This is a genomic window from Flavobacterium sp. IB48 (genome assembly GCF_016405855.1).
GTDB classification, from domain to species: domain Bacteria; phylum Bacteroidota; class Bacteroidia; order Flavobacteriales; family Flavobacteriaceae; genus Flavobacterium; species Flavobacterium ginsengisoli.
Genome location: NZ_JAEFCA010000001.1, coordinates 786820 through 809441 on the forward strand (window position 1 = coordinate 786820; position 22622 = coordinate 809441).

At 33.7% G+C, this 22622-nt stretch carries 16 protein-coding genes; 13 read left to right on the plus strand and 3 right to left on the minus strand.

The features are described 5' to 3' along the window. Positions 1-92 precede the first annotated feature (92 nt). Together JC605_RS03470 and JC605_RS03475 are read left to right on the plus strand one after the other, a co-directional pair. Entirely contained in the window at positions 93-863 is a 771-nt protein-coding gene (locus tag JC605_RS03470) for a Bax inhibitor-1/YccA family protein (RefSeq protein WP_198854885.1), read from the plus strand. A 469-nt stretch (positions 864-1332) separates the two neighbouring features. After that, complete coding sequence (locus JC605_RS03475; protein ID WP_198854886.1) at positions 1333-4182, plus strand: T9SS type A sorting domain-containing protein; 2850 nt, start codon at positions 1333-1335, stop codon at positions 4180-4182. Between the two features lie 64 nt (positions 4183-4246). On the opposite strand, the gene JC605_RS03480 is transcribed toward JC605_RS03475, so the two are convergent. Further along, on the minus strand, positions 4247-5800 hold the full coding sequence (locus JC605_RS03480) for an aldehyde dehydrogenase family protein (RefSeq protein WP_198854887.1): 1554 nt from the start codon (positions 5798-5800) through the stop codon (positions 4247-4249). Between the two features lie 180 nt (positions 5801-5980). On the opposite strand from JC605_RS03480, the gene JC605_RS03485 reads away from it, so the two are divergent. Next, positions 5981-6937: an MBL fold metallo-hydrolase gene (locus JC605_RS03485; RefSeq protein WP_198854888.1), complete on the plus strand. Its 957-nt coding sequence runs from the start codon at positions 5981-5983 to the stop codon at positions 6935-6937. 122 nt (positions 6938-7059) lie between these two features. Here JC605_RS03485 and JC605_RS03490 read toward each other — a convergent pair whose 3' ends face one another. Both JC605_RS03490 and JC605_RS03495 read right to left on the minus strand, forming a co-directional pair. Then, positions 7060-7599: a 3-hydroxyanthranilate 3,4-dioxygenase gene (locus JC605_RS03490; protein ID WP_198854889.1), complete on the minus strand. Its 540-nt coding sequence runs from the start codon at positions 7597-7599 to the stop codon at positions 7060-7062. 103 nt (positions 7600-7702) lie between these two features. Further along, entirely contained in the window at positions 7703-8800 is a 1098-nt protein-coding gene (locus tag JC605_RS03495; RefSeq protein ID WP_198854890.1) for an endonuclease/exonuclease/phosphatase family protein, read from the minus strand. A 129-nt stretch (positions 8801-8929) separates the two neighbouring features. Here JC605_RS03495 and JC605_RS03500 point away from each other — a divergent pair, with 129 nt between their 5' ends. From JC605_RS03500 to JC605_RS03545, 10 genes are all read left to right on the plus strand, one after another. Further along, positions 8930-10006, plus strand: coding sequence for a serine hydrolase (locus JC605_RS03500; protein WP_198854891.1), 1077 nt, complete (start codon positions 8930-8932; stop codon positions 10004-10006). Between the two features lie 154 nt (positions 10007-10160). Continuing rightward, a complete protein-coding gene (locus JC605_RS03505) occupies positions 10161-11060 on the plus strand; it encodes an LD-carboxypeptidase (RefSeq protein ID WP_111378905.1) in 900 nt (299 codons plus the stop codon). 182 nt (positions 11061-11242) lie between these two features. After that, the gene (locus tag JC605_RS03510) at positions 11243-11614 is read left to right on the plus strand and encodes a YraN family protein (RefSeq protein ID WP_198854892.1); all 372 of its coding nucleotides are present in this window, start codon (positions 11243-11245) and stop codon (positions 11612-11614) included. Between the two features lie 124 nt (positions 11615-11738). Further along, positions 11739-12395, plus strand: coding sequence for a hypothetical protein (locus tag JC605_RS03515; RefSeq protein WP_008466087.1), 657 nt, complete (start codon positions 11739-11741; stop codon positions 12393-12395). A gap of 385 nt (positions 12396-12780) precedes the next feature. Next, positions 12781-13344: an RNA polymerase sigma factor gene (locus JC605_RS03520; RefSeq protein WP_198854893.1), complete on the plus strand. Its 564-nt coding sequence runs from the start codon at positions 12781-12783 to the stop codon at positions 13342-13344. Positions 13345-13814: 470 nt separating this feature from the next. Continuing rightward, a complete protein-coding gene (locus JC605_RS03525; protein ID WP_198854894.1) occupies positions 13815-14993 on the plus strand; it encodes a FecR family protein in 1179 nt (392 codons plus the stop codon). Positions 14994-15183: 190 nt separating this feature from the next. Next, a complete protein-coding gene (locus JC605_RS03530; RefSeq protein WP_233074019.1) occupies positions 15184-18411 on the plus strand; it encodes a SusC/RagA family TonB-linked outer membrane protein in 3228 nt (1075 codons plus the stop codon). An 8-nt stretch (positions 18412-18419) separates the two neighbouring features. After that, positions 18420-19913 (plus strand): RagB/SusD family nutrient uptake outer membrane protein, encoded by a 1494-nt coding sequence (locus JC605_RS03535; RefSeq protein WP_198854896.1) that lies wholly within the window; start codon positions 18420-18422, stop codon positions 19911-19913. Between the two features lie 98 nt (positions 19914-20011). Then, on the plus strand, positions 20012-21094 hold the full coding sequence (locus tag JC605_RS03540; RefSeq protein ID WP_198854897.1) for a SusE domain-containing protein: 1083 nt from the start codon (positions 20012-20014) through the stop codon (positions 21092-21094). A gap of 113 nt (positions 21095-21207) precedes the next feature. Beyond that, a complete protein-coding gene (locus JC605_RS03545) occupies positions 21208-22602 on the plus strand; it encodes an alpha-amylase family glycosyl hydrolase (protein ID WP_198854898.1) in 1395 nt (464 codons plus the stop codon). Positions 22603-22622 lie beyond the last annotated feature (20 nt).

Genomic DNA, 22622 nt, shown 5'->3' on the forward strand with positions numbered 1-22622 from the left:
TTAAGAACAGAAATTCATGTTAAAAATTTCTTCTAGACAATTGCACTTCAAAAAATCTCCATATATTTGAGTTCAATTAAATGTATTAAATTATGAACTTTAATTCAAAAAATCCATTTTTAAACAGTAAGCGTTTTTCGTCTAATGCTGAACCAAGAACAGAAGTACACCACGCTCAGATTATTGATTACAATCAAGAAATGACGGTGTCTGGAACAATCAACAAAACAGCAATCCTATTCCTAATCTTATGCGGAGCTGCTATGGTGACATGGTGGATGACTTTTAACGGAATAAACCCAATGCTTCCTACAATTGGAGGTGCAATTGTTGGTTTCATTTTAGTATTAGTTTCTTCATTCAAACCACAATTATCTCCTTACCTAGCTCCAGGATATGCATTATTTGAAGGATTATTCATAGGAGGTATTTCTGCAATATTTGAATTAAAATTTCCTGGAATCGTAATCAATGCAGTTGGTGCAACTCTTGTTACTTTCTTGGTTTGTTTAGGTTTATATAAATTTAGAATCGTAAAAGTTACAGAACAATTCAAATCTGTTGTTGTTGCTGCAACATTGGCTATTGCTACTTATTATTTAATTTCTTGGGTTGTATCAATGTTTACAAGCTGGACACCTGTTCATTACGGAAATTCTATGATGAGTATTGGTATTAGTGTTTTTGTTATCATCATAGCTGCTCTTAACCTTTTCTTAGATTTTGATTTAATTGAAAAAGGTGCAAGAGAAAAAATGCCAAAATTTATGGAATGGTATGGAGCAATGGGATTGATGATTACATTAGTTTGGTTGTATATTGAATTCTTAAGACTTTTATCAAAACTTTCTAGCAAAGACTAAATAAGTCTCTTTTAAATAATCTAAAGCCTTTTTGAGTAAAATCAGAAAGGCTTTTTTTTATACTTATAGATTGCTTTTTCGCAAAATTAAATTTAAAACTTCTAAGAATAATCTGTTATTCGAAATAAGAAAATAATTTATTTCTTACAAAAATAAAAATGTAATTTATTGTAATTAAAAAAAATTATAAATCTTCTATATTCTACCCGTTTAAAGATAGAAATAATCAAAAGCTAGAAAAACACGGCTTTTTTCAAGAAATCAAAACATGTAATAAATTACAATTCATGCAATTTGTTGCATTTTTAACATTTAAAAAGCTAAAAAAATAAAGTAAATTATTTTTTTAGCTAAAAAAAATAAAGAATTAAGAATTAATATATAATTTCGTGTAATCGATTACAATTAAACCACTTGAAGTCGAAAGTAAAACCACTTACTTATTATTAACTATCTTAAACAAACAATTATGAAAAAAAACCTACTTTTCATGACTGTCTTTCTCATGACAGTCCAATTATGGGCCCAAACTATCCAAATTAATGAAGCTTCTGGCTGGCTAGAATCGGCTTTTGTAAAATGGCAACCAGTCAGTGGTGCCCAGACTTACAATGTGTATTACACTGGTAACGGACTTACAGATCAAAAAATAGACGACCAGCTTATTAGAAGTTATGGTTCCTATTTCCGTGCTGACATTCCGGGACTTAAAGCCGGAACTTACACTGTAAAAGTAAAACCTGTTGTAAATGGGACAGAAGGAACTGGAGCTACAACAGGAAATCTAATTGTAACCGCACACGACAGAAATGGATTTGCTTTTGAAGGCGGTCGTGTTCCTGGAGGATACAAAGCAGACGGAACGCCTAAAGACAATGCTGTAATTTTGTACATTACCCAAAATACGAAAAACACAATTTCAATGAATATTACTGGTGCAAGTGCAAATCCTTGTATTGGTTTACAGAATATTCTTTACGCTATCAAAAAAGGAAAAGACACTCGCCCATTTATTATCCGTCTAATTGGAAATATTACAGATATGACTGTTATGGAAGGTGGCGATGTTGTTATTGAAAACTCCAACAATGCTTCAAGCTATGTTACAATCGAAGGTATTGGCGATGACGCTGTAGCAAACGGGTGGGGAGTTAGATTGAAATCGGCTTCAAATATAGAAGTAAACAATCTTGGATTTATGAACTGCGACAGTACTGCAGGTGATAACGTGGGAATGCAGCAAAGCAATGATCACGTTTGGGTTCATAACTGTGATTTATTTTATGGAAATGCAGGAAGCGATGCTGACCAAATAAAAGGCGATGGAGCATTAGATAATAAATCTTCAACTTACATTACAATGTCTTACAACCACTTTTGGGATAATGGAAAAGCAAGTCTTCTTGGTTTAAGCGAAGGAACAACTTCTGGTTTGTACGTAACTTATCACCACAACTGGTTTGACCACTCAGATTCTCGTCATCCACGCGTGCGTTATTATTCAGCACATATTTACAACAACTATTATGATGGAGTTGCTAAATATGGAGCGGGCTCAACTATGGGCTCATCACTTTTTGTTGAAGGAAATTACTTTAGAAACAGTAAACATCCAATGCTAACTTCTCTACAAGGTTCTGACATTTGGGATGAAACCAACCAAGTAAATAATGCAGGAACAATGGGAACATTCTCTGGCGAAGCTGGAGGAAGCATCAAAGCTTATAACAATACATTTGATGCTTCAAACGGAACAAACAACATGCGTTTTGTTGCTTACAATGATCCAAATCCGTTATACAATATCTCTGGAAAAATTAGCTCTACAACCGATTTTGATGCTTATGTAGCAAGCACAAGAAGCGAAGTTGTAAGTAGTTCTGTAAAATCTAAATCTGGTGCAAATACTTATAACAACTTTGATACAGATGCTAATTTATATGTGAAAAATTTAGTAATTGATACTCCAGCTGCAGCGAAAACAAAAACAACGCAATATGCAGGACGTGTTTCTGGAGGAGATTTAAAATGGACATTCAATAATGCTACAGATGACACTTCTTCTTTAGTCATCACAGCATTAAAAACGACACTTACAAACTACACAGGAACTTTAGTTGCTGTACAAGGCGAAGGAAATCCACCTGCTGGAACACAGACTTTAACTTTAACATCTGCTTCAAATAACAATCAAACTGTTGTAAGCGGTACAGCAATTTCTTCAATTGTATTTACATGGGGCGGAGATGCAACTGATGCAACCGTAACTGGATTGCCTGCTTCTGGATTGACTTTTGTAAAAAATACTACAGCTAAAACGATAACTATTTCGGGTACGCCAACTGCAACAGTTTCGTACTCCATTGCAACTTCTGGAACTAGTGGTTCCCCAGCTACTGGTTCTGGAACTGTAACAGTAACTCCAGCTGGAACACAAACATTAGCTTCATCTGGCAATAACAGCCAAACCGTTTCCTCTGGAACTGCTATTGCTTCGATTGTATTTACTTGGGGCGGAAATGCTACAGATGCATCTGTAACTGGATTACCAGCTTCTGGATTGTCTTTTGTAAAAAATACAACTGCAAAAACGATAACTATTACTGGAACTCCAACTGCAAATGTTTCTTATACGGTAACCACTTCAGGAACAGCTGGAACACCAGTATCTGCATCGGGAACCATAACAGTTACTACAGGCTCGGGTGGCGGATCTGAATTACATAATTTTACTACATCTGGTAAAACAAGTACATTCTACTCTATTACAGGAAATATGAATTCAACTCCAGGTTCTGTAACTTACAATGGACTAACACTTACTGAGCGTCTAAAAATCGAATCAAGCACATCTATAACGTATACGACAACTAGCGCGTCTACTTTAACTTTAGTATTTGATTCGAGTTTTAATGGAACTATTAAAGTAGATAATGTTTCGTATACAGCCTCAGCTGGTATTGTAACTGCTTCAATAGCTGCTGGTTCTCATACCATAACAAAAGGTTCTGTTGCTAATTTATTCTATATTAGCACTGTTTATGGCGGAACGACTCTAAAAATGGCTGCGATCGCCGAGACAACAACCATAGAAACTTCAAAAATAATTTTATATCCCAATCCAGTTTCAAGTACTTTATATTTATCAGATTCCGAACAGAAGGTACAAAAAGTACTTATTTACAATGTTTCTGGAAATCTAGTAATTACTTCTGGAAATTCTCAAAGTATTGACACAAGCAGTTTAATTCCTGGCACTTACCTAGCCAAAATTTATACTGTCGATGGGTCGTTTAACCAAACACTAATTAAAAAGTAAAAACTAACTTAATTTAAAAAGGCTTCCAAAATTGGAAGCCTTTTTTAAGTTCAAATATTATGAATTACAAATCAAATTTAATTCCCTGCGCAAGCGGAAGATTTGTTGTATAATTGATTGTATTGGTTTGACGTCTCATGTAAATTTTCCATGCATCAGACCCTGATTCGCGTCCGCCTCCTGTTTCTTTTTCACCTCCAAAAGCACCTCCAATTTCAGCACCAGAAGTTCCAATATTTACGTTTGCAATTCCGCAGTCAGAACCTGTTGCAGATAAAAATCTTTCAGCTTCACGTAAGTTATTCGTCATAATTGCAGAAGATAATCCTTGTGCAACACCATTTTGAATTTCTATCGCATTTTCTACATCACCAGAATATTTAATTAAATATAAAACTGGAGCAAAAGTTTCATGCTGTACAATTTCAAACGAATTTTCAGCTTCTGCAATTGCTGGTTTTACATAACAGCCACTTTCATAACCTTCACCAGATAATACTCCTCCTTCAACAAGGATTTTTCCACCTTCGGCAACTACTTTATTTAATGCTGCTGCATACATTTCTACTGCATGAGTATCAATTAGTGGTCCAACATGATTTTTTTCGTCAAGCGGATTTCCGATTCTTAACTGTTTATAAGCTGCAACCAGGGCATCTTTTACTTTATCATAAATACTTTCGTGAATAATCAATCTTCTAGTAGAAGTACATCTTTGTCCAGCAGTTCCAACAGCTCCAAAAACGGCTCCGATAACAGTCATTTTAATATCTGCGTCTGGAGTAACAATAATGGCGTTATTTCCTCCTAATTCTAACAATGATTTCCCTAACCTTCCTGCAACAGTTTGCGCTACAATTTTCCCCATTCTAGTTGAACCTGTTGCCGAAATAAGCGGAATGCGAGTATCTGCTGTCAACAACTCTCCTATTTTATAATCTCCGTTTATTAAACACGAAATTCCTTCTGGAAGATTGTTTTCTTTTATAACTTGAGCAATTATATTTTGGCAGGCAATACCACAAAGAGGTGTTTTTTCAGATGGCTTCCAAACACAGACATCACCAGAAATCCAAGCTAAAGCTGTGTTCCAAGACCAAACTGCAACTGGAAAATTAAATGCTGAAATGATTCCGACAATTCCAAGCGGATGATATTGTTCATACATTCTATGTCCTGGTCTTTCAGAATGCATTGTTAATCCGTGAAGTTGGCGCGATAAACCTACTGCAAAATCACAGATATCTATCATTTCCTGAACTTCACCATATCCTTCTTGCAATGATTTCCCCATTTCGTAAGAAACCAACTTACCAAGAGCCTCTTTATTTTGTCTTAATTTTTCTCCAAATTGGCGTACAATTTCACCACGTTGTGGAGCAGGAATTAATCTAAATGTTTTAAAAGCTTCTGCTGCGGTTTGAATTGCTTTTTCGTAATCTGCTGCCGTTGACATTTTTACCGAAGCAATTAATTTTCCATCAACTGGCGAATAACTTTCCAAAATTTCTCCAGAAGAAAAATTGTTAATTCCTGTTGATGTTCCTTCATTTATTGTCTTGATGCCCAATTTATCAAGAGCTTCCTTCATTCCAAATTGCGATGCTATTGTTGTCATTGTAACTTTTTTGGTTAAAATTGTTATATTTTTATGTAAAGATATTGTTTTAGAATTAATTTTTGATTGAAGTTAATTCATAAATGAACGTAAATTTAAGCTTATTTTATAGTATTAACAGAAACGAAACTTCAATATTGAATTTATTTAATGAAATTTGCAGTACTTAAAATTAAAAATATGACCCATTCTTTTAGGCTTCTGCTTTGTTTTCTCTTAATTTCAACAAATATATTCTCTCAAAAAGGAAAAAGTTCTTTTTCTGTAGTTCCATTAGGCGTAATGGGTGGTATTGACGAAAAAAATCTTTCTGCTTATTTAATCGCTCCAGCCAACACAACTGATTATATCTGCCTTGATGCTGGAACTGTAAACGCCGGAATTGAAAAAGCTATTGAGAAGAAAACTTTTAAAGTTTCTACAAGTGAAGTTTTACGAAAATACATCAAAGGATATTTGATTTCGCATGCACATTTAGATCATGTTTCAGGTTTGATAATTAATTCTCCTGCCGATTCTTCTAAAACAGTTTATGCTACAAATAAGTGTATGGAAATGATGGAAAACCATTATTTCAACGATCAGACTTGGGCTAATTTTGGAGACGCAGGACCAGGATTTCCTTTAAAAAAATACCATTTTCAGACTTTAAATTTGGGAGAAGAAACTTCTTTGACGAATACCAAAATGACAGTTAAAGCATTTTCTTTAAGCCATGTTAATCCGTTTGAGAGTACTGCTTTCTTAATTAAAAATGAAAATGATTATGCCTTATATTTAGGCGACACAGGACCTGATGAAGTAGAAAAAAGCAATAATCTTCGCGATTTATGGACCGCAGTTGCTCCATTGGTTAAAGCTAAACAATTGAAAGGAATTTTTATTGAAGTTTCATTTCCAAATGAACAGCCAGATAAATTTTTATTTGGTCACTTAACTCCAAATTATTTAATGAAAGAACTTCATATTCTAGAGGATTTAGCTGGAAAAGGTTCTCTTGAAAACTTTAAAATTATTATCACACATTTGAAACCGCCTGCAAAGAATATTGCAAAAATTAAACAGCAGTTAAAAGCTCAAAACGATTTAGGATTGAAAATTATTTATCCTACGCAAGGGAAAAAGTTTGAGCTGTAATTTATTTTGCCACAGATTCTTAAGATTAAAAGGATTTATTTTAATTTCTAAATATAAAACATAATTAAACCCGACAGGTTTTAAAAAACTTGCCGGGTTTTCTATTTCTATCCAATAAAATATTATTTCTTCGCCACAAACCTCGGATCAGTTTCCATAACAGTTCCGCAATTATCGCAGGTTCTTAAATCTTCTGAATTGTAGAAGTGTTCAAAATGAGGAAGGAAATCTTTTTCGATATTATGAAGTTCAAAATACACTTCGTACAGTTTATGATTGCAGTTATCGCAATGCCAAAGCAAACCATCTGTAAAACCTTGTCCAGCACGTTTTCTTTCGATCACAAGTCCGATAGAACCTTCTGAACGAACAGGAGAATGGGGCACTTTTGCAGGATGCAGATACATATCGCCTGCATTTAATTCCATTTCTTTACGTTGACCATCTTCCTGAATGACAACCTTGATATTTCCTTCTAACTGATAAAAAAGTTCTTCTGTTTCGTTATAATGGTAATCTTTTCGCGCATTGGGACCTGCAACAATCATTACAATATAATCTCCAGAATCAACATATAAGTTTTTATTTCCAACAGGCGGTTTTAGTAAATGACGGTTTTCGTCAATCCATTGGGTCAGGTTAAAAGGTTTTGCTATAGCCATTTTTATTCAAAATTTATGAAAAGCTAAGGTAGTGAAAAGTATTCAGTCTCAGTCGCAGTTTTCAGTTTTGCTGAGATTGATTACTGTGGCTGAGACTTAATACTTATTTAAATTCTTTTATCAAATAAATATAAACTGGAAAATGATCACTAAAGCCAGCTTCCGCCAAAGTGTTCCGCAACGGATAACCTTTGTATTGCCCCGAATTTTGAATAAGATAAGGTCTGCTGAAAATGCCCGCTTTCCAAAAATTAAAAGTCGAAAAATCCGATTTAACCAAAGAGGCTGTCATAATAATTTGATCAAAAATATTCCAAGAATCACGATAAGCAATAGTTCCTAAACCTTTATTGGCAAGCTCTTCAAACGGATTAAAAACTCCAAATTCCGAAACTTCAGCTCTTATTCCTTTTGCACCTAGTCCTGATTTTATGCTTTTGTTTGATGGTGAATCATTAAAATCTCCCATTGTCAATACTTTTGCCTGAGGATTAATCTTTTGCAAAGAATCAATAATTTTCCTGTTCAATTTTCCCGCTGCTTCCCGAAATAAACTAGTTGCCTTTTCTCCGCCTGATCTCGATGGCCAGTGATTGACAATAATATGTATTTCTTCATCCTCTAAAAATCCCGAAACCAAAAGTTGATCTCTTGTAAAAACTCGATTTTTATTTTCTTTCTTAACCTCTATTTCGTCATCTAAAATTTCTGTTTCTTCTTCTTTTTTAGGAATTTCTTTTCTATAAATAATTAAAGGAATATTCGAATAAGAAGTTGGTCTGAAATACTTTTTCTGATAAAGTAGCGCCACATCGATACCACGCTTATCTGGAGAATCAAAATGAATGATTCCTAAATCCAACGGCTGTAATTTTGGCTCTTTTATCAAATCTTCTAAAACTGCTCTATTTTCTATTTCTGCTCCCCCAATTAAAGTTGGCGCATTTGAATTATCTGGTGTTCCAATTTCAGATAAAACCCTCGCCAAGTTCTTTAGTTTCTGCTGGTATTTCTCTGTTGTCCAATGCTGTGCTCCATTTGGCGTCCATTCATCATCATTTGTGAATGCATCATCTACAGTATCATAAAAGTTTTCAAAATTGTAAAAAGCAACTGTATGTATTTTGTACTTTTTGGATTGGCTAAAAAGGACTGACGTTCCAAAAAGAAAAAGCAGACAAAATCTAAATTTTAAAGGCATATATAAGATTTTAAAAAGACAAATCTAACTAAAAAATGTAAGATTTTTACTTGAATAAAATTTCAAAATATTACATTTGTTTCTTGTAAAAGTCTTGTACCTTGCTCAAAAAATCTGATAATTTATAACATGAAAAAAATACTGTTTTTTACTTTCTTCTTAAGCTCTTTAAATACATTTTACGGACAGAAAAGCAGTTCTCGAGCAGAGGAAATCAGAAAACAATACAAAATTCCAGAATTGGCTTATGCAGTTGTTTCTTCAGATTCTATTCTTGAAATTGAAGCTTTAGGATTTCAACGTTACAAGTCTTCTCATAAAGCAAAAATTAATGATATATTCCGTTTAGGATCCATCACAAAAACGATCACAAGTTATATCGCGGCGACTTTAGTTAAAGAAGGAAAAATAGAATGGAATACTAAATTTTTTGATTTATATCCTGAATTAAAAGCAGGAAGTAATCCAGAAATCTATAACGTAACCTTGCAAGATTTCTTGACATTTAGAGCACCAATTCCAACTTGGTCTTATGGAAATGAAACGCCAAATCAACAAGAAATTAAGGGCAACAATCAGGAACAACGTTATGAATTTATAAGTTGGTTTTTTAAGCAAAAACAAATTGTTACTGAGAAACAAGATTGGTATGGTTCTAATCCAAGTTTTGTTGCGGCAGGTTTGATGCTCGAAAAAGCAACTGGAAAAAGTTATGAAACTTTAGTAAAAGAATTGGGCAAAAAGCTAAACATAAACTTTGGTTTTGGACAGCCAAACGTTACTAATGTAAACCAGCCATGGGGACATGATGAGAATTTGAAGCCTGAAAAACCATTTGTAAATTATAAATTAAATTGGCTTTCATCAGCAGGAAATATTAATGTAAACCTCCCTGATTTTTGCAGATTTACGCAGATGCAGCTACAAGGTTTGTTAGGGAAATCAAAAGTATTGTCTGAAGAAGAATTTAATAAAATGCATTTCGGTTTTCCTGAATTTTCTTTTAGATGGTATTCTGAAATAAATGAAAAATCGGGTTTAAAATATTCTTTTCACTACGGAAATCCAGGAACATTTTTAACCAAAGTGTATATTTGCAAAGATATCGATAAGGCTTTTATAATATTTGCGAATGTGCAATCTGAAGAAGCTGACAAAGGTTTAATGTTGCTTCTTGCCGAATTGCAAAAACAATATGGAGGTTAAATTATTAAACCTTAAAAATTAATTTTATAATTTTAAGCAAAAGAAAAAAATGAATAAAAACTGCTTTCACTATATAAAGAGACACTTTGTCTTTTGTAAACTCGCATTTCTTATTTTTGCTTTACAATCATTCAACTGTCAATCTCAACAAAACATGATAACACCGCCTTATTTACAAAAAGGAGATACTGTAGCACTTTTGGCAACAGCAAGAAAAAACATCGACGACAATTTAAAACCAACAATAGATTTATTGCACAGTTGGGGTTTAGAAGCCGTAATCGGATCAACAATCGGTTTAGATTATAATCAATTGGCTGGAACAGATGAACAGAGAGCTGCCGATTTTCAGAAACAAATGGACAATCCAAATATTAAAGCGATCTGGTGCGTTCGTGGCGGATATGGCACTGTTAGAATGTTAGATTTACTAGATTTTACCAAATTCAAACAGCATCCAAAATGGGTTATCGGTTTTAGTGATGTAACGGTTCTTCATAATCATTTGAATACGATGGGCTACAAATCTATTCATGGTATTATGCCGGTAACAGTACCTAGAGCAACTCCAGATGCTGTGAGCTCGTTAAAAGCCGCTTTATTTAACGAACCTATTTCCTACTCTATTAGTCCAAGTCCGATGAATCGTTTAGGAAGTGCTACTGGAGAATTAGTTGGAGGGAATTTATCTATTTTATACAGTTTATTAGGATCTCCTTCTGCAATTGATTGCAAAGATAAAATTTTATTTATCGAAGATTTAGATGAATATCTGTATCACATCGACCGTATGATGATGAATCTAAGACGTAACGGATGCATCGAAAATCTAAAAGGAATTATCATTGGCGGAATGACAAGCATGAAAGACAATGAAGTGCCTTGGGGAAAAAATGCTTTAGAAATTATAGATGACGTAACCAAAAAATACAATATTCCTGTAATTTTTAATTTCCCAGCAGGGCATATTAGAGACAACAGAGCTTTAATTATGGGAAATACCGTTTCTATAGAAGTTACTGCTTCTGGAAGCACAGTTACTTTTAAAAAGTAGTATCACATTGCTTGTTATTTAAGCAAATCTAACAATACCACATAAAATCTCGCAAAGACGCAAGATCGCCAAGTTTTAAAATGCTTTGTGATTTTGCGTTTTTTCGTGCAATAATTTCATTTAGTAAAAATAAACTCAAAGATTCACAGTGAAAACTGTGGCTGAGACTGAATACTACAATAATGGCAGAACATAACGATTTAGGAAAATTAGGCGAAGATCTCGCAACGGCTTATTTGGAAGAAAATGGATATTCAATTCTAGAACGAAACTTTGTTATCCAAAAAGCAGAAATAGATATAATTGCACAAAAAGATTATGTTTTAGCGATTGTTGAAGTTAAAACTCGTTCGAGTTTAGATTTTGGTTCTCCGCAAGATTTTGTGAAGCAAAAAAAGATTCAATTACTCATAAAAGCAGTAAATGCCTACATAAACGATAGGGAAAAGGATTTTCAGGAAGATTTAGAAATCCGTTTTGACATCGTTGCAATCCATAAAAACGGGGAATCATTTGCAATTGAACATCTTACTGACGCTTTTTATCACTTTTAACATAATTTTTTATTGTTATAATTGTAACAATTTGTTTTTTTATTTATATTTGCAAAGAATTATAACATCGCAATGTTAAATTAACTACCAACTCAACTGTTACCAAAAAAAAAAAAAAAGAATTATGAAAACTGTTTCTTCTATTGTAGAAAACTACATTAAAACAAAACCATTTTTATTAAATGCCCTGTCACTCGGAATTATCAACTTAACTTCACTTTCGCGAAATATTATGACCGAATTAGAAAGTGAGTTTGGTAAAGAAGTGAAACAAGGCGCTGTAGTAATGTCTTTAAAACGACTGACGGAAGAATTAGATTTTAAACTAAATCACAAAATCAATAAAGTAATTAAAAATATTGGTGAAATCACGGTTCGCTCTGAACTTACAGATTACACTTTTGCAGCATCTGAAACTGTTTTAAACAAACAAGCAGATTTGATCTCTGATATTAATGCTTTGTCTGATATTTTTTATACCTCATCTCGTGGAGTAAACGAAACTAATATCGTTGTCAGCAGTAGTGTAAATCACTTAGTTGAGAAACATTTCATGAGAGAAAAATTAATCCAAAAATTAGATAATTTAGCTTCTATTACAGTAAAATTACCAAAAGAAAACATTGTTGTTCCTGGTATTTACTACTTCATTTTCCAACGTTTGGCTTGGGAAGGAATCATCATCAACGAGGTAATTTCAACTTCAAATGAGTTTACCATTTTAGTTGGAGAAGATCAAGTTGATGTTGCTTTTAAAGTAATTAAAGACTTAAAAAACTAATTTAGAAAATATCTAATTTAAAAATCAAATTAGAGTTTATAACACTAAAATCCTTTTGTCTTCTATAGATAAAAGGATTTTTCTTTTGAAATAAAATGAGATAAAAGACCAAATTTCATATTTCGTAGATAAGAATATTCTCAAAAGTCAAATTCATAATTAAAATTTATTTTGCAATAGCGTCAAAATAACACTTACTAGTGCGACTGCGACTTAACAAGAGTTTTTGTTTCTTTCTTTAAAAAACTAACAAAAAATCCGAATTAAGTTTTTTTATATATAATTTGTTGCGAATATTATTTTTATATATTTGCGATGAAGTCAGACATCAGACCTCGCATTTTGATAGTTTAATACCATTGGAATTAAATAAACGCAAATTAAATTGTTAGAAGCGGCCAACCATAGTGAAAAATTATTGGTAAGTGAACTCAAAAAAGGAAACGAAAAAGCCTTTCGCCAACTTTTTGATTTATTCCACCAAGATATTTATGGATATAGCATCAGTCTTCTAAAATCAAAAGAAGCTGCAGAGGAAAATGTACAGGATGTTTTTTTGAAAGTCTGGCTCAATCGCGAAAGTTTGAATGTAGAACAATCTTTTAAATCCTACATTTTTACAATTGCCAGAAATCAGGCTTTTAATGTTTTGAATAAGGCTGCGAATGAAATTTTATTGAAAGAAGCCGTTTTCTACGAAAGTCAGAAATCACATGAATACGGAGATTATGCGGTTCGGGAAGCCGATTGCAAAAAACTTCGAAAACAAGCTATAAAACAGCTCCCGCCAAAACGACGGCAGATTTTTAAAATGTCGCGGAAAAAAGGAATGAGCTACGAAGAAATAAGCGAGGAACTCGGAATCTCGATAAATACAGTCCGGAACCAAATGAGCAAAGCGCTCGAATCGATGCGCGGTTTTTTTCAACTTCACGATGAAATTATCTAACCAAAACCACAAATATTGCCCTTAAAATCACTCTTCGGAGTGATTTTTTTTTGATTATTTTTTTGCCACAGATTTAAAGGATTTTCACAGATTTTTTTTTTTAATCTGAAATGAGAAGAATTTCAACGTATTAAAATCCTTTTAATCTTTTTAATCTGTGGCAAAAAAAAATCTATTGCCTCCAGCTTTAGCTGGAGGTTTATGAGAAATTAAGATTTAGGCTTTAGCCAAAATTATCTCATTTGGCTAAAGCCATAATTTGACACTAATTTTTTTTAACCTCCAGCTAAAGCTAGAGGCAATTGAAATTATTTTCGAAAATTATTTCACTCTTTTCTTATTCACAAAACACTAACAATCAAACACATAAAAAACACAAAATGTTAAAATTTAAAAATTTATAACGTTTGAGTAGTACTCAATTGCATCTCAGCTGTATTATAGAAACACAGAACCTAAAAACATTCTTAATGAATTCAAATTCTGAAATAAAAACGCTTTTAGAGAAGTTTATTTTAAATCAATGTACTGCCGAAGAAACAGAGCAAGTTGTTGCCTATTGCCGCAATAATAACCTTACCGATGAATTTCCGACAGTAGAGGAAGTAAAAAATCTCTTAGGCGAAATGCCAAAAATGGATGAGCAGAAAGCCAATTTAATTTTTGACAACATTTTATCTACAGCAAAAGATCAAGAAACAATTATCAAATTAGAGCCTCAAAAATCAAATTACAGAAAGTACATTTCTATTGCTGCTTCTGTTTTGGTTCTTCTTGGAGTTGGATTTGCTTACAAACAAGGTTTTTTTAGTAAAACTGCAGATGTCCCGTTCGATTTTAAAAGTTCTGACATTGTTCTTCAAATGGAAGACGGTAGCGTTCAGATTATTTCTGAAAATGGAAAAGTTCAAGTTCATGACAAAAACGGAAATATTGTCGGGAATCAAAGTGGTGATAAATTGGTTTACCAAAATCAAACTAATTCTGATAAGTTGGCTTACAACACTCTTAAAATTCCGTTTGGCAAAAAATTTCGCCTACAATTATCTGACGGAACTATGGTTCATATAAACTCTGGCTCTACTTTAAAATATCCGATAAAATTTATTGCTGGAGAAAATCGTCAAGTATATCTTGATGGAGAAGCTTTTTTTGATGTGGCAAAAGATAAAAAACACCCTTTTATTGTAAATGCTGACAACTTAAATGTACGCGTTTTAGGAACACATTTTAATGTTTCTAATTATCCTGAAGATGCCGTTACCGATGTAGTTTTAGTTGAAGGCTCTGTTGGAATGTATCGCTCAAACGAAGAATTTGACGCTTCTAAAAATACCATTTTAAAACCGGGTTATAAAGGAAGCTTCAACAAAGAAAATGCTTCAATCTTTACCAGACAGGTTATTACAGAAATTTATACTTCTTGGATAGATGGCGGACTTACTTTTAGAAATATGACTTTCAAAAACATTATTACTAAACTAGAAAGACGCTACAACGTAACGATCATTAATAAAAATGAAAAACTGGCTAATGAGAAATTTAATGCCAGCTTTAAAGAAGAATCAATTGAAAATGTTATGAGTTATTTTAATGACGTTCATGGCATTAATTACACCATAAAAAACGATCAAATACTAATTAAATAACCACTAAAACCAATACTATATATGATGAGATAACATTACGGGAATAAAAAAATCGGAAAGAGCTGCGAACAATTTCCGATTAACTAAGTGATTGAATATAACGAATTAACTACAATCAATTAACAAAATTATGAAAAAAAAATCTAAGAATAATGGGTTTCTATACTCATTGTTCCAAAATGACCTAAAATTGAAATTAACTACACTACTTATTTTGGTCGCCATGTTTAATATCAAAGCAAGTACTTATGCCCAAAAAACAAAAGTTACTCTTGATTTGAACAATTCAACAATCGAAAAGGTTATTGAGACCATTGAACAAAAAACGGATTTCAGATTTATTTACAAAATGAGTGATGTCGACTTAGATCGAACGGTTTCGATTTCTGTAAAAGAACAATCGATCTACACTGTTTTGGATAAAATCTTTAAAGGAACGTTTACTGAATTTAAAATTCGTGACACGCAAATTATCCTTAAAAAGCCAGAACTAAAATCACAAAATATTGAATATGAAAAAGAAACTATTTCTGGAATTATTACTGACGAAAATGGTGCTCCACTTCCTGGTGCGTCTATTTTAGAAGAAGGCACAAAAAACAGCACTGTAACTGATTATGATGGTAAATTTAAATTTATTGTCGAAAGCAGTTCTTCTGTGATTGTAATAAGTTTTGTAGGATATAAAACAAAAAAAGTTGCAGCTGGTAATGGTACTTTAAATGTTCAACTGGAACCAGATGCAACAAATTTACAAGAAGTTGTATTGGTAGGTTACGGTACTGCAGCTCGTAAGGATGTTACTGGAGCAGTATCTTCTATCAATTCAAAAGATATGAATCAAGGAGCAATTGTAAATCCATTACAATTGATTTCGGGAAAAGCTGCGGGTGTAAATATCAATCAAATTGGTAGTGAGCCAGGAGGTGCTCCGAGTGTGCGTATTAGAGGTATTTCTTCTCTTATTGGGGGAAACGATCCTTTAGTTGTTGTAGATGGAATTCAGGGAAACTTAGACTTATTAAGTCAGATTCCACCAACTGAAATCGAAAATATCGATATCTTAAAAGATGCATCGGCAACAGCTATTTATGGTTCTAGAGGTGCTTCTGGTGTAATTATGGTTACTACTAAAAAAAATAAAGCAGGCAAAACTACTATAGAATACATTGGAAATACTTCTATTGATTTTATCCCAAAAAAATTGGATATGCTAGATGCAAATCAATGGTGGGAAGCTGCACAAAAAGTTGGTGTTCCTGCATCTGCAAATCATGGTTCTGACACAGATTGGTATGGTCTTTTGACTAAAACTGGAGTAACTCAAAACCATACTTTGTCTTTTGGCGGTGGTGCTGATAAATTTAGTTATAGAGCCTCAATTAGTGCCATTTTGCAAGATGGGGTTGTAATTAATTCAAACAATAAAAAATACATTGCCCGTGTTCAAGCATCACAAACTGCCTTAGACGGAAAATTAAAACTGACTTATAATTTAAACAACGGAACCGATTTTACAACATCTAGTATTCAATCTATCGGACGTGTAAATTATGTTTCTAACTTAATTACAAATGCATATTTAATGCGCCCAACTGATCCTGTTTTTAATACTGACGGAACGTATTTTACAGATCCAAACGTTTTTCAATACTTAAATCCATACGCTGCACAACAGGAAATTATAAATGAGTCTGAGGCTGATAATTTATTTGGAAGTTTAAAAGCTGACTTAGATTTATTTGACGGATTAACAGCTGGATGGTTTGGAAGCTGGAGAAAAACCAATAAAACTATAGGTTTTTATGATCCTGCAAAATCTACAGATTCGCACGCAATTGATCAAAAAGGCTTTGCTAATATCACAGATAGCAGACAAAATGAAAAATTGATGGATATTAGCCTGAATTACAAAAAGACTTTTGGTCTTCACAGTCTTAATGTTTTGGCTTTGTACGAATGGCAAAAACAATTATATCAAGATAATTATTCTCAAATAAGAGGTTTTATTAACGACATAACAACTTATAATAGTCTACAGCTTGGAGATTTCTCTAAAGTTCTTCCTGGAGATATGAAATCGTCTAAGTCAGACAGAACTTTAGTTTCTTTCTTAAATCGTATTAACTACTCTTATGCCGATCGTTATTTATTTACGGCAAGTTTAAGAAAAGATGGTGCTTCTGTTTTTGGATCTAATCAAAAATGGGGATATTTCCCTTCTGCTTCTGTAGCTTGGCAAGTAACTAAGGAGTCATTCATGGCAAACCAAACACTATTTAATGAGCTTAAATTACGTGCAGGATATGGAGTTACAGGAAATCAGCAAAATTTATTGCCGCAAGGTTCAATTGCATTAGTCGGACTTGGAGATCCTTCAACAATTTATTTTGGAGGTCAGCAAATCACAAACTTTTTTCCAAGTCAAAATGCAAATCCTGATTTGAAATGGGAAACAAAAAAACAAACCAACATTGGTCTTGACTTTGCTTTGTTAGAAAGTAGACTACGAGGAACTATCGATGTTTATACTTCTACAACTGATAATTTATTATTTGATTATACAGTACCTCAGCCTCCATATCCTTACAATAAAATTAAGGCAAACGTAGGAAGCATTTTGAATAAAGGTCTTGAGGTTTCTCTTGCTTATGATGTAATTAAAAATGAAAATACAACTCTTACACTTGCAGGAAACGTTTCGCTAATAAAAAACGAAGTGCTTAATTTAAGCGGAAGCATCAATGGAGTTCCTTTAAACACAGATTATGTTGCTTGGGGAGCAAATGGCGCTAACTCTTATTTAATAAAAGGACAGCCTGTTGGAACTTACAATATTTTACATCATACGGGTGTAGATGCTGCAGGAATTGAAACTGTTGAAGATCGTGATGGAAATGGTATAATTGATCAAGGTGACAGAAGCCCAGATAGAGTTATTAGCGGATCTGCATTACCAAAATATACTTATGCATTTAATCCAACTTTTGTTCATAAAAATTTTGATGCTTCAATGTTGTGGAGAGGTTCGGGAGGAAATAAAATCTATAACCAAGTACGTGCCAACATAAGCCGCCTTGAAAATATTGGTAAATCTAACATTTTAGCAAGTGCTGTAGACGAAGGAATTTATTCTTCTCCTTATGCCTCAGATATGTATTTAGAAGATGGTTCATTCTTGCGTCTAGAAAATGTTACTGCTGGATATAATTTTCGTTTCACAGATGTTAAATACATCGAATCTGTTAGAATCTCACTTACTGGAAACAATCTTTTACTTATTACCAACTATTCTGGTATAGACCCAGAGGTAACTTTGAGTGGAAGTGGAAAACCTGAGGACAACTTTGGTGCAGATAGAGGAATTTATCCTCGTACAAGAAGTATCGCTATAGGTTTAAATGTAAAATTTAAATAGTAAAAGAAATGAAAATCAAAAATATATTAATACTAGGGAGTTTAACTTTCCTGTCTCTTGTTGGTTGCACCAATATTGATGAAAATGTGTACGATAAATACCCTCAGAACGATTTTTATAATTCACCCGAAGGTGCTGATGTTGCCCTTGCCAGTGTTTATGGTCAAATTGGAGGAAATTGGGATGGAAAGGGTTATGCTGGAGCTGATAACGGCTGGTACGATTTAAACTGTATGTCGGCAGATGAACAAGTTATTCCGCATAGAAATACAGGTGACTGGCAGTTGGATTTTGCTCGTGTTTACATGCATCAATGGCTTCCAACAGATTTAATGGTAAACAATACTTGGAATTGGCTTTACAAATCTATTTTCGCTGCCAATTTAGCTGTTTCTCAACTGGAAACCGCCAAAGCCGATGCTTCAAAGATTGCAGAAGCTAAAGTATTGCGCGCTTTTTTCTATTATCTATTAATGGACGATTACGGAAACATTCCTTTCTACACAGACAATAACACAACCGTAGATAAAATTCCGCAAGTGAGTCGTAAAGAAGTTTATGATTTCATTGTAAAAGAATTGACTGAAAACGTAGAATTGCTTTCTGGAACAAAAGGAGGAAATTATTACGGGCGTTTCAATAAATGGGCTGCTTATACCTTATTAGCAAAAGTATACTTAAATGCAGAAGTTTATACAGGGCAAGCAAAATGGGCTGAGTGTTTAGCTGCTTGTCAAAAGGTTTCTGAAGGAAACTTTAATCTTCACCCTGCATCAAACAATGCCTCAAGTCCGCTTGGAAATACGTATTATGAATTGTTTGGCGATGTGCTACCAGATGACGAAACTATCCTTTCTATATACACTACTGTAGATGTTGTGTCTAGAAATATTTTTACTGTTAGAAGTTTATACGGTCCTCACTGCCAAGCTCTTTTTGGATACAGCGGATGGAATGGTACAATTGTTCCAAAAGATTTTTATCTAAAATATACTGACAATGATATTCGTAAAAAACAATTCTTAATAGGAGAACAACCAGGTGGAACAAACTATACTCTTGATATAAGTTCATTGGATAATCCTGGAGCTGGTGCGCAAGAAGGTGTTCGTAACGTTAAATTCTACCCAGCAACCCCAAGAAACGGCGGAGGAGCATCAAACGACTTCCCTATTTACAGATATGCAGATGTTCTTTTAATGATGGCAGAATGTAATGTTCGTTTAAATAATCCTGCCGCTGCAAAACCATCTATCGATGCTGTTAGACAACGTGCTGGTTTAGGCGCTTTGGATAATGTGCCAACTCTAACTGATATTTATAACGAAAGAGGATTAGAATTGAACTGGGAAGGTCACAGAAGACAAGATATGATTCGTTTTGGTACCTTTTTATCTCCAAAACAATTCATGGAAAGTTCAGAAGAATATAGAAAAATATATCCTATTCCAACTTCGGCTTTAAATGCTAATCCAAGTCTTAAACAAAATCCAGGTTACTAATTAAAAGTACTTGATATGAAATTGCCGTTCCTCAAAAATAAATTCAATAAAAGAAGTTCGGCAGTCTCATGGTACTTTAAAACAAATAATAACTACATATGAAAAAATATATAAATAGATTATTTGCACTTACAGCCTTGCTTATTGTTGGAGCTGCTTGTGAAAATGATGCCGAATTGACCTATCTAAAAGATGTTCAGTTCCCATCTGAAATAAAAATTACACCAAGTACCACTTTTGTGCTTCTGGAAGACAATGCAGATACAGATGCAATTACCATTTCTTGGGATAAAGTTACTTTTCCTATTGAAGCGCCTGTAACATATGCAGTACAATTTGATGTTCCTTCAGATATAACAGGCTCAAATGCATGGCTAAACGCAACTCGTATTGAAGTAGGACAAGATGTTTTGACTAAGACTTTTTCAGTTAGAGATTTCAATAAAATTGCAACAGATTTAGGTTTGCCTGCAGATAAAGCCAACAAACTTATTGTGCGTGTTGAAGCTCAAATGGATAGAAAAGTTTTTTCAAAAAATGTTGAATTAACCATTACTCCTTACGAAAAAGCAATTGTTTTTGGCGAAATTTACATGCCAGGTTCTTACCAAGGCGAATGGAATGTTGAAACTGCTTCTGTTTTAACTGCTATTGAAAAAGGCGTTTACCAAGGTTATGCATCAGTTCTTCCAGGTTATGGAACAGGATTTAAAGTAAATACTGCTAGAAACTGGGAAGAATTTTATGGTTCTAGTGGTGGCGATAACATCCAGAAAATGAATACAACAGACTTACAAATGCCTGGCGAAGGTTCTTATCAAATTAAAGTAAATCTTAATACTTTAAAATGGTCAGCAACAGCTTATGCTTGGGGAATTGTTGGAACAGCTCAAACTGGTGGATGGGATAACAGCACACCGATGAGCTATGACCATCAGACAAAAACATGGAAAGTAACAGCAGATTTGGTTCCTGGAGCATTAAAATTCAGATTGAACAACAAATGGGATGTTAATTACGGACCAAAAGATGCTACAACAAATACAATTAATCGTGACGATCAAGGTTCTTATACCATTACCGAAGCGGGAACTTACGACGTTACATTCACGATTGATGAAACAGATCCAAACACAAATGGCTATCCTGCAACAGCAACTTGCACTATAGTTAAAAAATAATCTAACATATTCATACATGATAGATTAGTTTTGAGTGATACCTGCCTTTCTGAGCAAAAGGCAGGTTATCTAAAAACTAAAGCTCAAATTCTATCAAATTTAATTCTAAAATTATGAAGTCTAACACCAACATTTTTCTTGCTTTACTGCTTTCTTTAGCTTTTATATCGTGCAGTTCTTCTGAAGAAAATCCGAAACCAGATCCAAACACGGGAACAGAAAACGAATATCAGCAATATGGATCCCCATTTGATAAAGTTGCAGCCAATGAAGATGCCGTAATTTATCAGGTAAACGTACGTTCTTTCAGTCCAGAAGGAAACTTAAAAGGTGTTCAGAAACGACTTGGAGACATTCAGAAATTAGGTGCAAACGTCATTTATCTAATGCCTATTTATCCTGTTGGAAAAATAAAAATGGCAGGAAAATTAGGTTCTCCTTATTCAATTAAAGACTATAAAGCCGTTAATTCTGATTATGGAAACTTAGAAGACCTTCGCGCTCTAGTTACAGAAGCACACAGCAAAAATATGGCGGTAATTTTAGACTGGGTTGCCAATCATACTTCTTGGGATAATCAATGGATTACAGCACATCCAGACTGGTACCAGAAAGATGCCAGCGGAAACATTACTATTCCGCCAGGAACCAACTGGCAAGATGTTGCACAATTAAATTATACTAATGCAGAAATGAAAAAAGCCATGATCGATGCCATGTCTTATTGGGTTTATAATGCCAATATTGATGGTTTCAGATGTGATGCTGCCGATTTTGTTCCTGTAACTTTCTGGTCAGAAGCAATAACTAAAATCCGTAAAATCAAAAACCAAAGAATGATTTTAATGGCCGAAGGTTCAAGAGCCAATCATTATGATGCTGGATTCGATTATACTTTTGGTTTTGCTTATTTCGGTGCTTTAGAAAAAGTATTCTCAGAAGCGCAGCCTGCAAGTTATCTTCAAACAGAAAGTTCTAAAGAATACGGACAACTAGATGCTTCAAAAAGAATTGTGCGTTACACCACAAATCACGACGTGAATCTTTCTGACGGAACTCCACTTGAGCTTTTTGGAGGCAAAAAAGGTTCTTTAGCAGCATTTGTAATTGCATCAAGCATGAAATCTGTTCCTATGATTTACAATGGTCAAGAAATTGGCTATAACAAACGCATTGATTATTTTGACAATGTGCCAATAGATTGGTCTACTGCAGATAATGATATGCTTTTAGAATACCAAAAAATAATTGCATTTAGAAATTCGAGTGAAGCACTTCGAAAAGGAAAACTAACGGGCTACAGCAGTAACGATGCAAGTGTTTTTACTATGGAAACTACAACTGATAAAGTCTTAATTGTGGCGAACATTAAAAACAAATCGGTTAAATATACCGCTCCAACAGCTTTGGCCAACACCAATTGGACAGATGCATTAACTGGCAATCCAATTTCTATTGCTTCAGAAATTAATTTAGAAGCTTATCAATACCTTATTCTTAAAAAATAACAAAAGCTTCTTATAATCCT